We start from the raw sequence: 16,676 nt of genomic DNA on the forward strand, positions 1-16,676 counted from the left end.
AATTTTGTTGAGTAAGTAGATTGGAAGAAAGGAGAGTTTAACATTTGAAGGATTTACATTTGTTTGTAACACTACTTGTTGTACTAGTAATAATTATTGCAGTATCACGGTTTATAGGATATTTATGTTTGCGTGTTGGTCAACCGCGTGTTTTAGGAGAGATGATAGCGGGGGTTTTATTAGGACCGACTTTGTTTGGAGCCCTTGTACCGGATTTACATGCAGTGCTATTCTCAGCTGACATCAAAATGGTATTGTACATGCTTAGTAATCTAGGTTTAGCTCTTTATATGTTTTTAGTTGGGGCGGAACTTAACTTTGGGGAATTTGACAAGCGTTTTTATAAAAATTCAGTTGCTTTAGCATCAGCGGGGTTTATTACTCCTTTTGTATCTGGTATTTTTCTGGCCCTATTATTACACAATCAATTTTCAAAGGGAAGTAATTGGTTACATTTTAGTTTGTTTCTCGCGATTGCTATTTCTATGACGGCATTTCCAATGTTAGCTAGAATTTTCCAAGAGAGAAAATTAATGAATTCTAAAATTGCTAACATTACTTTGTTAGCTGCTAGCATTATTGATGCACTTGGTTGGATTGCATTGGCTATTGTAACGGCTTTAGTGACAACAAATTCAGTTAGAGGTGGCTTGATTGCTGCAGGAGGAGCGCTAGTTTTTATGCTAGTATTGTTAACTGTTATTAAACCGTTAATGAATAAGTTTGGAAAACTTGTTGAAGAAAGAGGGCGTTTATCACAAGGACATTTAGGGGTTATCATTGCTCTTGTATTGAGTGCTGCGGCTGTAACGGACTATATCGGCGTATATTCAGTGTTTGGTGGTTTTATGTTAGGGCTTGTTATGCCAAAAAATCCTAATTTTCAAAGAGAACTTCGTTCTAAATTAGAGGATATAGTTGTAGTATTTTTAGTTCCTATTTTCTTTACTTATTCTGGAATTAATACAAGTTTTGCAACTTTGAATTACTCTCTTTTTGTTGCCTTTCTTGCTATCTTGTCAATTGCTGTCGCTAGTAAATATATCGGTTGTCTTTTAGTAATGAAAAGAATGGGGTTTGGATGGAGAGAATCTTCTGCCATCGGTTCTCTTATGAATGCAAGGGGATTAATGGAATTGATTGTTTTAAATATAGGACTCGCTTATGGGGTAATTTCCCAGGAGTTATTTTCTTTGTTGGTCTGGATGGCTATTATTACAACAGCCTTGGCAATGCCAGTATATAATCTTTCTTTTTCATTAAAGAAAAAAGTGAAAGCGGAAAATAAAGAGTTGAAAGTTAGTTGATTTTTTACTTGTTTGGTGCTATTTAAAATTTATTTCAAAATATATAGGGGGATTTAGAAATGGAGAAATTTATTCATGATGTAGTAATTATTGGTGGGGGACCTGGTGGCATACAATTAGCATTAACTTATAAAGAATTATGTAGAGAACAGGGAAAAGAGCCTAACATGGTAATTCTTGAAGCTTCTCATGAGGTGGGACATTCATTTAGTAAATTTCCGGTCCATGGTAATTTAATCAGTAATAATAAATTATATTCAGGAAAGCCTTATAAGAGCCGGTATGCAGAGAGATTTGATTGGAATAGCTTAGTTACAAAAGATAAAGATATTCTAATGCGTAATTATAGTACGGATTTTTATCCGCGTCGAGAAAGCGTTGTTCAAATGTTAGGTGATCTAGTATGTAAGTATGAATTACCAGTTCAATATAGTACGAAATGGATAGGGACAAAAAAGAACGAAGACGATTTATTTGAAGTGGAAACAACAAAAGGGGTGTTTTTAGGACGTATAGTTGTTGTGGCAACAGGACTAAAACCAAGTAAGCCCAAGATCAAAGGTATTGAGATGGTCACGATGTATGAAGACATGAAACCGAAAGAATATTACCGAGATAAAAGAGTAATGATCATTGGAAAAGGAAATAGCGGGAGTGAAAGTGCATTAGATATTTTAAATGAAGCAAATGTTATTATGTTAGCCAGTCCTACGCCAGCTAAATTAGCTTATCAAACACATTATGTTGGTAATCTGCGGGCTGTCAATTCTATTATTGCAGAGAATTATCAATTAAAACATCAGGCGGCTCTACTTGATTGTAATATCGTGAATATTGAGAAAGTTGAAAACGGATTTGAAGTTACTGTAGCATACGTACATGCTAAAGGAGAGGTTGAAACACTATTTTTTAATGAAATTATTGCTGCAACTGGGTTTGAAGCAAATGTGGAATTGCTTATTCAAGATTTTGATATTAACATTCTTCACAATAAATTCCCTTCTATTACAGGAGTGTTTGAATCTACTGAAGTTGAAAATTTATACTTTGCTGGGGCGCAAACACATGGTTTAGATTATAAAAGTACATCTACAAGTGGTTTTATTCATGGCTTCCGTTATAATTCAAAAATTCTTGCTCACCACATAACTGAAAAGTTAGGAATGGTGGAGAGAGGAGCTAAGTCTGTGGAAGGCTGTGTAGTGAAGCTGATTTTGGATGAATTAAATAACTCAGGGGAGCTCTGGCTTCAACCGGCTTTAGTGGGCCTTTTATTACGACAAAAGAATAATAAGTGGCATAATATGGGGCATCGTACATCATATGAATTCAAAGAGATGAAAGTGGAAGAAGGGGAGGCGCTTGTGTTTGTAACCCTTGAGTATGGGGATATCCATAAATTCCATGAGGTTTTGAATATACCACGTGTTCCAGGAGATGCTTCTCAAAGTGTTCATATTCACCCTGTTATTCGTGTGAAAATAGAAGAGGATATTAAAGAAAATCATTTAGAAGAACATTTAGAATCTCGTTTTGATGAAGACAAATATGCTCCTTTTCTTGAAGGGATTATGAATCAAATAGAAGGAGCGCATGTAATAAGTAAGTAGAATTGATGTAGTTGTATTTTTGCTGAGTAGAAGATAGAGAAATGCTAAATTAATTTATATTAATTATCTATTATTAGGGTGATTTTCAACAAATTATTTTGAATTATATGTTGGAATAACCTTTTATGGTTACAGTCTATTCTTTTTGTAGTATAAGAAATCGAGGGCAATATGAAAATGATTAAGGTAGTTCTCTTTGTATGAGAGTTTCCTTATATGCTTCTGAAATTTTACTATGGTTTCAATATTTATGGAAAAATGTATAGTTTATGTCAGAGTCTACTATCTATAGTTTTTTATTTTTAAGGTTGCGGAAAATACGGATGTAGTTATACCTATAAATTTGTAGAATAATAGTAAATTTCAAAGTAAAAGGAGATTGCTGTGAAAAGACGTGTAGTGGTAACCGGTATGGGAGTTGTTACACCCATTGGGAATGATGTGAAATCTTTTTGGGATAATTTACTGCAGGGTGTAAGTGGAGTAGGGTATGTAAGTTCTTTTGATACAGAAGGTTATGCAACTAAAATAGGTGCTGAGGTGAAAGGATTTGATCCTAACATTTATTTTAACTCTAAAGAAATCAATCGTATGGATAAATTTACACAATATGGGGTAGTGGCCGCAAGGCAAGCAATTGAGGAAGCCAAATTAACTATAGATAAAATTGATCCATACCGGATTGGAACTATGGTAGGTTCAGGAGCAGGTGGTATGAATATGCTTCTGAATAATCATAAGAAATTTCTGGATAAAGGACCTAGAGCTATAAGTGTTTATGTAGCTTCTGGAATTTTGATTAACAGTTTATCGAATGAAATTGCTATTCGTATAGGTGCAAAGGCAAAGAGTGGAGCATTTGTAACTGCTTGTGCAACTGCAGCTAATTGTATTGGTGAAGGAATGCGTGCTATACAGCATGACGAGGCAGATATCATGATTGTTGGGGGAGTAGAAGGGGATTTTACCCAGTTTGATGTAGCTTCTTTTTCTAAAATGAGGGCGCTTTCTACTAGGAATGATTCTCCTCAAGGAGCAAGCCGACCTTTTGATAAAAATAGGGATGGTTTTGTAATTGGTACAGGTGGTGGGGTTTTAGTTCTAGAATCAGAAGAATTTGCAAGGAAAAGAGGGGCGAATATATTAGCTGAATTATCTGGATATGGAACGACAACGGATGCCTATCATATCACTGCACCAGATGGTAAAGGAATGTTCATGGCAATGAAATTGGCTCTAAAAGAAGCTGGTTTGATGCCAAATGATTTAGACTATATCAATGCTCATGGAACAAGTACGAAACTTAATGATTATTGTGAAACAATGGCAATTAAAAAAATGATGGGGGAAAAGGCTAAGTCAATTCCAGTTAGTTCTATCAAGTCTATGATTGGTCATCTGCTTGGAGGTGCTGGAGCGGTAGAGTTAATTGCAAGTATTTTAACTTTAAAAGAGCACGTTGTTCCTCCGACGATTAATTATAAGGAACAGGATGAAGGGATGGATTTGAACTATGTACCTAATGAGGCGCAAGTACAAAAGGTTAATGCGGTAATGAGCAACTCATTTGGATTTGGTGGACATAACACTTGCCTTGTTGTAAAAAAATATAACAAATAAACTAAAGGGGGGAAATGAATAAAATGAAGAAGGGGTATAGAGAGGATAACATGGAAAGATTTTTAAATATGGATTTATGTATTCATGAGCTAATAGAAAAACAAGTTGAACTAACGGCTGACGAAACAGCAGTTATGTTTGAAGGGAAGAAGCTTTCTTATAAACAACTAAATGAAAGAGCAAATCAATTAGCAAACTTTTTAATTCGAAAAGGTTTAGAAATAGAAGACCCAGTTGGAGTTTGCATGGAGCGTTCTATAGACTTAGTAGTTACATTATTAGGGATTTTAAAGGCTGGGGGTGCGTATGTACCTTTGGATCCGTCGTATCCGAAGCAACGATTGGGTTATATGCTTGATAATGCTAGTCCAGCATTTATTATCTCAACAAAAGATAAAAATGGATTGTTTATATCATCTTTTGATCAAGAAAAATGTATTTACTTGGATGAGTGCAAAGAATTGGAAGCTGAAGCTAAAGTTAATCCTAATATACCAGTTAAATCAGAACATCTAATGTATATTATTTATACATCTGGTTCGACTGGTAAACCTAAAGGTGTAATGAATACGCATGCAGCTCTAAATAATCGTCTTCAATGGATGCAACAAGAATTTAATTTAGGAGAAATGGACCGTGTTTTACAAAAAACTCCATATAGTTTTGATGTTTCGGTATGGGAATTCTTTTGGCCGTTGCTTTCTGGGGCAACTCTAGTAATGGCAAAGCCAGATAAGCATAAAGATCCAAAATACCTTTTGAAAGTAATTGAGGAATATCAAATTACAACGGTTCATTTTGTACCCTCTATGTTACAACTCTTTTTAGATGCTTGTGAATCAAAACAAGAAAAAACATCTTTAAAGAGGGTAATCTGTAGTGGAGAAGCGCTACCTAAGTCAATGGAAAAAATGTTCTTTGGGAAAATGGGAAAAGTAGAGCTTTATAATCTATATGGACCAACTGAAGCAGCTATTGATGTTTCTTATTGGAAATGCAATGGGCAAGAAGTTGCGAAGGTAGTACCAATTGGAAAACCTATTAGTAATATACAACTTTATATACTAGATGAACATCAGAAACCCATTGAAGAAGCAGGGGTTAATGGTGAACTATATATTGGTGGAATAGGTGTTGCGAGAGGATACTATAAAAATCCTAAATTGACAGAGGAAAGATTTATTAAAAATCCATTTAAAGATGGAGAAAGGTTATATAGAACGGGTGATATTTGTAGATTTCGTCGAGATGGTGTAATCGAATATGTAGGAAGAAGGGATTTCCAAGTTAAAATCCGTGGTATAAGAGTTGAATTGGGAGAAATTGAATCCGTTATTGAAAGCCTCCCTTATATTAAACAGTGTGTTGTATCTGCATTTTTTGAAAAGGATCATACATATTTAGCAGCCTATATAACACTAGTTAAAGGAGAGAATTGGGATGAAGAGGCGACGAGAATAGAGATTGGGAATTTACTTCCTGAATATATGGTTCCGTCATTTTGGGTGAAACTAGAAACTCTACCTTTATCTTTAAATGGAAAAATAAGTCGAGGTCAGCTACCGAATCCGAAAATTCTAAGAGTTATCGAAGAAAGTGAAAAGCCTGTAACCGATACAGAAAAATATATAGCTAATTTGTGGGCGGAATTTCTTAACTTGGAGCAGGTAGGTCTTAATGAAGCATTTATTAATATAGGAGGGAATTCTTTATTTGTTGCAAGATTTGTGGCGCGGATAAAGGAAGAATTAAATGTTTCTATAAATTTACAACATGTATTTGAATATCAAACTGTTCGTAAGATTAGTGAGTTTATTGAAGGGAGAAAAATTGATTCAGAGCATATAGAATTAGTTGCGAATACTTCATCTGATATCCAGATGAACCTGTCATATTCACAAAAAAGACTGTGGTTTATTAATGAGCTGGAAGGTTTAAGTTCTTTATATAGTTTACCTAATTATATGGAGATTGAGGGAGATTTACATGTTTCAAGTTTGGAAAAAAGTTTAAATCAGATAATAGAGCATCAATCGATTTTAAGGAGTAACTTTTTTTCAAGGGAAGGTGTACCATATCAGAAAATTAATCCTCATAAGAAGCTTGTTTTGGATATTAGTGACTTTTCTCCATATGGAGAAGAGAATGGAAAGAAAGAAGCAATGAAGGAAATGCAAGAGGATGCTAGTATTCCTTTTAATCTTGAGACAGAGTCGTTATATCGTTTCAAATTATTTAAAATTAATGAAAAACGTTATATTTTATATTTCAATATGCATCATATTATCTCAGATGGATGGTCGCATAATGTGTTAAGGGATAAAATATTAGAAAATTACAAAAAAATACGCAAATCGAAAGCTATTAGGGAAGAAGGTGGAATTCAATATAGTGATTATGTGAATTGGCAGAATAGCTCAAAAACTAGCGAGTTATACAAAAAACAGTTGGCTTATTGGAAGGAGAAGTTATCCGCTGAGGTACCTATTGTTCAGTTAACTGCAGATCAAAAGAAAGTCCCATTTGATAATCATAAAGGAAATATAAAGGTGTTTAAACTATCAAATCAATTAATAGGTCAATTGGATAAATTTTGTAAGAGGCAGGGCGGTACATTATTCATGGCCATGCTTTCTATATATAAAATTTTCTTATATCGTCTTTCATCTGAGAATGAATTGGCTGTAGGAACACCTGTCGCTGGTCGCAATCATTCGAAATTAGAGGAGTTAATAGGCTTCTTTGTTAATACATTGGTTATTCGCGATAAAATTGAAGAAGGTATGTTATTTGAAGACGTATTAAAAAGTGTTAGAAAATCATCGATTGAAGCATTTTCTAATAGTAATGTGCCGTTTGAAAAGATTGTAGAAGAGATTCAGCCTCAACGATCTATAAATCAAATGCCATTATTTCAATATATGTTTGCTTTTCAGGAATTTCCTGCATCATTAGTGGACATTCAAAATTTAAATATTAGTAATCCAGTACCTATTCATAATGGAACAGCTAAATTTGATTTAACTTTATTTATTGAGAGGGACAGTGATGGTTATTACGGGAAATGGGAATATAGAACTGCTGTCTTCAGTGAGGAAGCAATCGAATGTTTTACAAATGTCTTTTTAAATATACTATCTGCTGTAGTCAATGACTTCAATCTTCCTGTAGAGGAGCTTGCGTTACTTACTAAACAGGAAGAAGAATTGTTAATAAAAGGGTTAAATCCAAGGCAGAACGAATTTCCTGATGTTTGTTTGCATGAACTTTTTGAGCAACAAGTAAGTCGTACACCTGAATATATTGCAGTAAAGTATGAAGGGAAACAACTAACATATAGGGAGTTAGATGAAAAATCTAATAAATTGGCGCATTTTCTTATAGATAAAGGGGTTACTCCAGATACACCAGTCGGGCTAAGAATTGATCGATCTTTAGAACTCGTTGTAGCAATATTAGGAATTCTAAAAGCGGGTGGAGCATATCTTCCAATTGATACGGGACTTCCGGAAAATCGTGTGTATTCTATACTCAATGATGCTTCTGCATCATTATGTTTGACACAGAATTCAGAAGCCACTTTACAAAGCAAAGATATCGAATACGTAGAATTTTCTTTAGAAGAAGAGAAATTTAACTGTTATCTGGATGATAAGCCACAAGTTGCGTTAAAGCCAGATAACCTTGTATCAGTTTACTATACATCGGGATCTACAGGGAAGCCAAAAGGAGTTAGCAGTACACATAAGGGTTGGGTAAATAGAATGAATTGGATGCAAAATAAGCATCGGTTAAATGAGAAAGAGGTCGTTTTACAAAAGACTACTTTGACATTTGACGATGCTGCAGTAGAATTCTTTTGGCCGCTGATGGTCGGTGGAACTATTGCACTTATTCCTAAAGGTGCTCATAAAGACCCTAATAGCATAATAAACTATGCGATTCATTATAAGACTTCAGTATTACAATTTGTTCCGAGTATGCTGGAAATGGTTTTGGAGTTGATTAAACCAGAGCAAAAAAAATTATTATCTAATTTAAGAGTAGTTGTTTCAAGCGGTGAGGCTTTAAAGACGGAGCTTGTTAATACGTTCTATAAAAAAATGCCAGGGAATCTATTTAATTCATGGGGAGCAACAGAGGTATCTATTGATTCTACTTGTTTTGATTGTCAACCAGTTTATGATCAATTGCCAGAGATTGTATCAGTAGGTAAACCAATTGATAATAATCGTGTTTATGTACTTGACCGCTATTTGAGACCTGTTCCTTGCGGAACTATTGGTGATTTATACATTGCAGGTATAGGTTTAGCAAGAGGATATTTGAATAATCCCGAAAGAACAGAGGATGTTTTTATTTCAGATCCTTTTTATCCAGGAGAGTCTATGTATCGGACAGGGGATAGAGGATATTTGCAACCCGATGGAAATATTATGTTCGTTGGTCGAGAGGATAATCAAATCAAATTAAGAGGGATGCGGGTTGAACTTGGTGAAATTGAAAATAACTTGAGAATGTTGAAGGGGATAAAGGAAGCGGTAGTAAGGAAGATGGATTATGATATTGAACATTTAGTGGCATATTACACAAGTGAACAGGATAATCAGGATCCATGGATTATAAAACGAGAGTTACAACAAGTTCTACCGGATTATATGATACCAAGCTACTATATAGAGATGGGAAACTTTCCACTTAATGCAAATGGGAAAATTGAACGAAATAAACTCCCAGGTCCTTTACAAGAACATTTAGTAATTAACTCTCAATTTGTAATGCCAAGAACTCACATTGAGAAAAAATTGGCGTCTATTTGGAATAGAAGATTAGGAGTAGAACGTATTGGTATTAAGGACAACTTCTTTGAACTTGGAGGACATTCGCTACTTGCTGTACAAATTACAGCGGATATTAATAAAGAGTTTCAAACTAATATGCAGGTTAAGTTGTTATTTGAGAATCCTACAATAGAAGGAATCAGTAATAATATTCAAGAGGGAAAAGAAGAAGTTGCAACTAAAAACCCTATTGATAAGATTGATCGAAATAAAAACATTCCTTTGTCAGACGCTCAAAAGCGAATTTGGTTTTTAAATCAATTAAATCATGATACTAAATACAATATGCCTCTTGTATTAAATTTTAGTGGGTTAATAGATGAAAAAAGGTTAAATAATTGTATTAATCAACTTATAGCTAGACATGAATCTCTGAGAACTGTATTTATTGAAGAAGAGGGTGTTCCTTATCAAAAAGTATTATCTAAAGGCAACATTCCTTTGCAAATAAAATATTTTAAAGGAAATGATTTACAAGAAATTATTCAAGGAGAACTGCAAAGACCTTTTAATTTATCACAGGCGCCTCTAGTGAGAGGAGTACTAGTGAGAGGTGTTACAGAAGATACATTAATTTTAGTATTTCACCATATCATTTGTGATGGATGGTCACTAACAGTTTTAAAAGAAGAACTTCTTCAGCTGTATATGGGGAAATTGGATTTGTTAATGGAAGAGCCTACTCAATATCCCGATTATGCTGTGTGGCAAATACAGCAGAGTCAAGAATTGGATTATAAGAAGCAGGTTTTATATTGGAAGAAAAAATTTGAGAATCCAATTCCTTTGCTGCAATTACCGACAGATAGAAAAGTAAATAACTATAAACAGGGTAATTATACAATCCATAAAGTGCTTGATAAAAAAATTTCAAAGAGAATTAGGTCATTTAGTAAAGAACAAAAGGTAACATCGTTTATGTGTTTTTTGACTGTATTTAATATGTTATTGAGTAAGATATCGGGGCAAAAGGAAATAATTGTAGGAACTCCAGTTATAAATCGGAAATTAGAAGAACTCTCAAATTCAGTTGGTCTTTATTTAAATACGTTACCACTGAAAACGGATATTAAGGATGAGGTAACATACTTGGAGTTATTACAGCAAACAAAGAAGAGTGTTATAGAAGCCTTTGAGAATCAAGATGTTTCATTTGAGAAGATTGTTGAGGAAATTCAACCAGATCGGAACTTAAATAGAAATCCATTATTTGATGTTTTAATAAATTATAGAAATTTTGAAGAAGAGACAATATATGAATTAGGGAATTTGAAGGCGAAAGAGGTTGTTGTAGATTCCATTGAATCGAAATTCTTTATGACACTTTATATTGAAGAGACTTTAGAAGGTTTTAATATCAGTTTAGCGTTCCAAAATGATAGATTCTCCACTGAGAGAATGGAAGAGTTACTGAATCAGTATATCTATCTTTTTGAACAGACATTGCAAATTTCGGTAAGTCCATTGAGTGAGTTTTCCTTAATCACTCATCAAGCTACAAAAGTGTTGCCGGATCCAACAGAGAAACTGAAGGAAGAAAAATTTGAGAATGTTACTAATAGTATTGAGGAATGGGCTTTAAAGATGCCACATCATATAGCTGTTGAAGAGGGGGATAGGCAATATACATACAGCCACTTACAACATAGGTCTTTCCAAATTACAAAAACGCTTGTAAGTAAAGGTGTAGAGGCTGGAACAGTGGTAGCTGTATATGGAAAAAGAAGTTTTGAAATGATTACCTCGATTTTAGGAGTTCTGTGGGCGAATTCTATTTTTCTTAACATTGATTATCAGGTACCAGAGCAGAGAATGAAGAGAATGTTAGAGTTAGCAAAAGTGAAATGCATTTTAGCAACTGAACCAATGTCGATGGAACATGAGGAAATTGTTAAGAAGCTTGGAATATTGGTACTTAGAACGGATAGAATACCTCTCTCTATAGAAGAACAGAAAATGAATATTCCTTCTGAAATTTCAAGTGAAGAGGCATATATTTTCTTTACATCAGGGACAACCGGTGAACCAAAAGGAATATTAGGTACACATAATGGGTTAGCGCAATTTTTAGAATGGCAAAGACAACAATTTCAAATAACTCCGAAGGATCGTGCTGCCCAATTAACACATGTAGCTTTTGATGTATATTTAAGAGATATATTTTTGCCTTTAACAAGTGGAGCAACTCTTGTTATCCCGATAGAGGACGAGACGAATATTCTTGGATGGTTACAAAGAGAAAATATAACAGTACTACATGCAGTACCGTCTCTTTCAAGGATTTGGTTAGATCATTCAACCAAAGAGGAATATCTAAAAGATTTGCGTCATATTTTCTTTGCTGGAGAGCGATTACAAAATAATTTAGTACAAGATTGGCAGCAGGTAACGGGTGCACAAATCAGTAATTTTTATGGACAAACGGAAACAACTCTTGCAAAATGCTTTTTTGAGATTACACAAAAACTAGCATTTGATGTGATTCCAATTGGACGTCCAATTGACCAAGCTCAGTTGTTGATTTTAAATGAAAGAGGGAAACTTTGCGGGATTGGAGAACCTGGTGAAATTGTCGTTCGGACACCATATTGTACGAAAGGGTATATTAATAAAAAAATGGAGGCATTTTTTGAAAATCCTTTTACAAAACTGCCAGGTGACAAATTGTATCGCACAGGGGATATGGGAAGATTTTGTTTGGATGGTGGAATTGAAATTATTGGACGTAATGATGGACAAATTAAAATAAGAGGTGTCCGTATTAATAAAGATGAAATAACGGCTGTAATCCTTAAACAAACAAATATAAAACAATGTATTGTGTTAGATGTTCAAGAGTCACAGGAAACAAGGCTTCATGCGTATATAGTATTTAAGGATAAAGATAAAGCTGATTTTAATTTATTGCGTAGAGAGTTAATGAGAGAGCTAGCATTAGCTATGATTCCTAGTCAATTTATCGAAATTGATAAAGTTCCTGTTACTAAAAATGGGAAAATAGATCGATTACAATTGATAAAATGTGTAGTTGAAAGAGATACGGTGCTTAATGAAAGATCTCTACATCCTCTAGAGAAAGAGCTTTTGGCTATTTGGTCAGAATTATTACTTAATAAAAATATTAAGCATATGGACAATTTCTTCGAATTAGGAGGACACTCTTTGTTAATTGTAAAAATGATTTCTACTGTTCGTGAGCGTTTAAATTATGATATTAGTTTAAGAACAGTTTTTGAAAATCCAACCATTCAAGAGCTAGCAACTTATTTGCTTAATAGCGAAAAGAAAAAAAATATAGCTATTATGAAGGTTGAGAGGGTCAAACATAGGATTAAAGAATAATGAAGGAAGTGAGTGAAATGAGTCAAATGGTAGTTGAAAAGGAAGCATACATGCTTCCCGCTTCCTATGGGCAAACTCGAATGTGGTTTTTTGAACAATTCTTTCCGAATAGTATAACTTACGGTATCCCCTTTATTTTTAAGATAAAGGGGGGGCTGAATAAAAAAGCACTAGAACAAACGCTTCAAACAATTATTAATCGTCATGAAATCTTACGCACAACTTTCTATGAACGAGATGGAGAAATCTTACAAAAAATTTTGATAGATGTTCCAGAATTTAATTTAAAAGTAATTGATCGGAAGGTGGAATTTTCTTTAGACCCATACTTGAAACAGCTCGCATCAGAAATGTTCGATTTAGAAAAAGGGCCGCTAATAAAATTCAAGCTTATTCAATTAGAGGAAGAATATCATTATCTCTTTGTTAATGTACACCATAGTATATTTGATGCATGGTCTATTAATATATTAGAAAAGGAAATATTGAAAATCTATCCATACTTCGATAAAGGGCTAGATATGGATTTAGAAGAGTTACCTTTACAGTATGCAGATTATGCGGTCTGGCAAAAGAAGAGCTTTAAAGGTTTGGATTTAGAAGAAAGTATGGATTTTTGGAGAGGTTATCTAGCAAATGCTCCTTCAATTTTAGATCTTCCGGTAGATAGACCTAGACCTAAGCAACCTTCTTATCAAGGAGATAATTATAAATTCACGTTTCCTCAAAATTTGTCTGAGGATATTCGGGATTTTTGTAGAGCAAACAATACCACGTATTACGCATTCTTTTTGGCGGTTCTAAACATGATGTTATATAGATATTCAAGCCAAAAGGATATTGTAGTAGGAACTCCTATTACAAATAGAAATGATAAACAATTACAAGAATTAATAGGCTTTTTTGTTAACACCTTACCGATTAGAACTATCATTCAATCTAATAAAAGTTTTCGCGTGTTATTAAAGGATACAGTTGAATCCTTTCTTCAGGCTCATGAGAATGGGGAGGTACCATTTGAAAAAATTGTACAAGAGGTAAGTCCTATACGTGATAATAGTTATCATCCTATATTTCAGGTGCTTTTCACATTGCACGAGAGTAAGCAAGAGAAGCCATCCCATCAATTATTAATAGAGCATGAAAAAATTAATACCGGCACTTCAAAATTTGATTTAGTTTTATATATTTCTTGTGAAGATAATGACATGACTGGAGAGTTTGAATACAGTACTGATCTTTTTGATAGGGAAACAATTAATAATATTTTTACAAACTATGTATCTTGTATTCAAACAGTCCTTGAATTACCAGATGAGCCTATTTCCACAATAAATATGTTATCGAAAGAAGAGAATAGTGCATTGGTAATTGAAGAGAGCAGGAAAGTAGAGGGGAATGAATTTGTACATCATTTGTTTGAAAAAGGGATTGGCAATTATGAAAATAGGGTAGCGATAAAAGGAACACAATACTCTCTTTCATATAGGGAATTGAATGAACGAGCTAATCAAGTTGCAAATGAGTTACAAAAACAAGGAGTTCAATCTGGGGATATCATTGGTATATGTCTTAAGAGATCCCCAGAGCAAATAGCTACAATAATAGGGATTTTAAAATGTGGTTGTGCCTATCTCCCAATTGATCCAGCTTTACCTAAAGAAAGAATGAAATTTATTGTAGAAGATTCCGGAACTAAGCTGGTAATAACGGAAGATATAGAATTAGAAGAGCTAGTAAATGTACCATTTCTTCATTCGGAGGCAATCTTTACAAACGGAAGTAAAGAAGGAATTAAATGGGGTCCATATCAGGATCCAAAAGAACAGCTGGCTTATGTTATCTATACTTCTGGTTCAACAGGAAGGCCAAAAGGAATAGGTATTACACATTCCTCTTTACTTAATCATATTAGAGGTATGCTCCAAGTATTTCCTATGTGTGATAACGAGAGGGTTTTACAGAATATTACGTATAGCTTTGATGCATCAGTAACGGAAATATTTTCCGCGTTATTGAGTGGAAGTACGTTAATCCTTACTCATCCCGATAAACAATTCGATATTGAGTATCTGGCTGATTTAATAATTAATGAATCTGTGACAAGAGCACAATTGTTTCATAGCCTAGTAGAGAAATTATTAAGTTTTCCTTCATTCACTGAAAAGAACAAACTTCGTTATGTATTTACAGGTGGAGAAGCGCTTAGTAATCAATTGGTTAACTTATTCCATGAAAAGATGGATCATACAGTTTCATTTATAAATCTGTACGGTCCAACGGAAGTAACAGTGGCCTCCACATATTGGATAAGTAAACCTAACTGTGATCAAAATTCTGCACCTATTGGTTTTCCTCTACCTGGATATCAGTTACTTGTTCTAAATGCTGATATGCAGCCTGTACCTAGGGGGGGGATAGGTGAACTTCTAATAGGTGGAAAAGGTGTAACACCAGGATACCTAAAAGAAAATAAATTGAATGAATCAAGTTTTATTTCTATTAACATTAATGGAAATAATAATTTGTATTATAGGACTGGCGATTTAGTTAAACAGTTAGCAAATGGTCAATTCATTTTTATTGCAAGGAGAGATTCTCAAGTTAAGATAAGGGGATTTCGAATTGAATTGGATGAAATCAAGAGCCAGATATTAAAGCAACCAGAGATTGAAAACGCAGTTGTGACGACAAAGGAGGCTGGCGGGGAGAAAAAAATATTTGCATTTATCATACAGGCAGAGGGAACAAATATATCGGTAAATGAAGTAAGGGATAGACTTAAGAATACGTTACCTCATTATATGATTCCACAAGTAATATGTTGGATCAGCAAAATTCCTATTACGTTAAATGGGAAAATTGATCAAAAAAAATTACCGTTTGGGAGAAACGATTTAATTAGTCAGAAAAAAACGCTTCCTAGAAATGTATTAGAACAGCAATTGGTAGCAATTTGGGAAGAGATACTAAGTTTGAGTTCTATAGGAATAAATGATGACTTTTTTGATTTAGGTGGTCACAGTATAAAAGCTATTGAGGTTATAGGAGCGATTCGAAAAAAATTAGAACTTCAATTACCACTGTCTTGTTTATTTGAACACAAAACAATAAAAGAATTATCTGAATATATAAAAATAAAGAATACACCTGATGATGAATCTCTTATATTCCCTCTAAAAGAAGGAAGTTCTTCAGAAGCTCCATTATTCCTTATTCACCCAGGTGGTGGTGGTATATTATGCTATGTGCCATTAGCAAAATGTATTGTCAATGACGTGAGAATATTTGGTATACAATCACGAGGATATGAAACAAATAGAGAACCGTTGAAAAGCATTGTTTCGATGGCGAAGCTCTATACAGAAGAAATACTGAAAATTCAATCTAAAGGACCGTATCGTTTAGCAGGATGGTCTATGGGAGGAACAGTGGCTATAGAAATAGCTAGATTGTTAGAGAAGAAAGGGGAAGAAGTTTCATTTATTGGTTTAATAGATGCACATCCATTTGATCAATCTAAGAAAAGAATGGAACGTGAAGATTCGTTAGCAGTGTGGGCGTATAGTTTAGGAGTTCAATCTCAAGAATTTCATGAAAAAAATGAGAGTGAAAAGTATCACACTGTATTGGAAGCGGCAAAAGGGAGAGGGATACTTCCAAAAAATGCAGCGTTAGAAGATGCAAAACGAATTATAAAAGTAATGGCAGCAAATAATATGGCAAGCGACCAATATGAATTTAGTGAACCAATACAATCAAACTTAACCTTGTTAAATTGTGAAGAAAGGGATTTGCATTCTTCTCATGATTTAGTAGATGCTGAATGTTGGAGAAAAAGAACGAATGGCAAAGTATCTATTTATCCTATTAAAGGAAATCATAATAATTTGATGCTATCCCCACAGGTTGAATATATAAGTGAGAAAATTACAAGTATTTTGGAGGGGAGATAG

Annotated in this window: 5 protein-coding genes; all 5 read left to right on the forward strand. The window is 34.0% G+C overall.

Annotated elements, in window-relative coordinates; genetic code table 11:
• Positions 1 to 59 precede the first annotated feature (59 nt).
• The 5 genes from MR063_RS12755 to MR063_RS12775 all read left to right on the forward strand — a co-directional run bounded on the left by MR063_RS12755 (position 60) and on the right by MR063_RS12775 (position 16,676).
• On the forward strand, positions 60 to 1,307 hold the full coding sequence (locus tag MR063_RS12755; protein ID WP_242198253.1) for a cation:proton antiporter domain-containing protein: 1,248 nt from the start codon (positions 60 to 62) through the stop codon (positions 1,305 to 1,307).
• A 59-nt stretch (positions 1,308 to 1,366) separates the two neighbouring features.
• Complete coding sequence (locus MR063_RS12760; RefSeq protein WP_242198255.1) at positions 1,367 to 2,917, forward strand: NAD(P)-binding domain-containing protein; 1,551 nt, start codon at positions 1,367 to 1,369, stop codon at positions 2,915 to 2,917.
• 384 nt (positions 2,918 to 3,301) lie between these two features.
• Positions 3,302 to 4,537, forward strand: a complete 1,236-nt coding sequence (fabF, locus tag MR063_RS12765; protein WP_242198257.1) for a beta-ketoacyl-ACP synthase II — start codon at positions 3,302 to 3,304, stop codon at positions 4,535 to 4,537.
• A 68-nt stretch (positions 4,538 to 4,605) separates the two neighbouring features.
• Positions 4,606 to 12,720, forward strand: a complete 8,115-nt coding sequence (locus tag MR063_RS12770; RefSeq protein ID WP_242198259.1) for a non-ribosomal peptide synthetase — start codon at positions 4,606 to 4,608, stop codon at positions 12,718 to 12,720.
• Positions 12,721 to 12,770: 50 nt separating this feature from the next.
• Entirely contained in the window at positions 12,771 to 16,676 is a 3,906-nt protein-coding gene (locus tag MR063_RS12775) for a non-ribosomal peptide synthetase (protein ID WP_277927872.1), read from the forward strand.

This window comes from Bacillus cereus group sp. BfR-BA-01492, from assembly GCF_022662815.1.
Classification (GTDB): domain Bacteria; phylum Bacillota; class Bacilli; order Bacillales; family Bacillaceae_G; genus Bacillus_A; species Bacillus_A cereus_BD.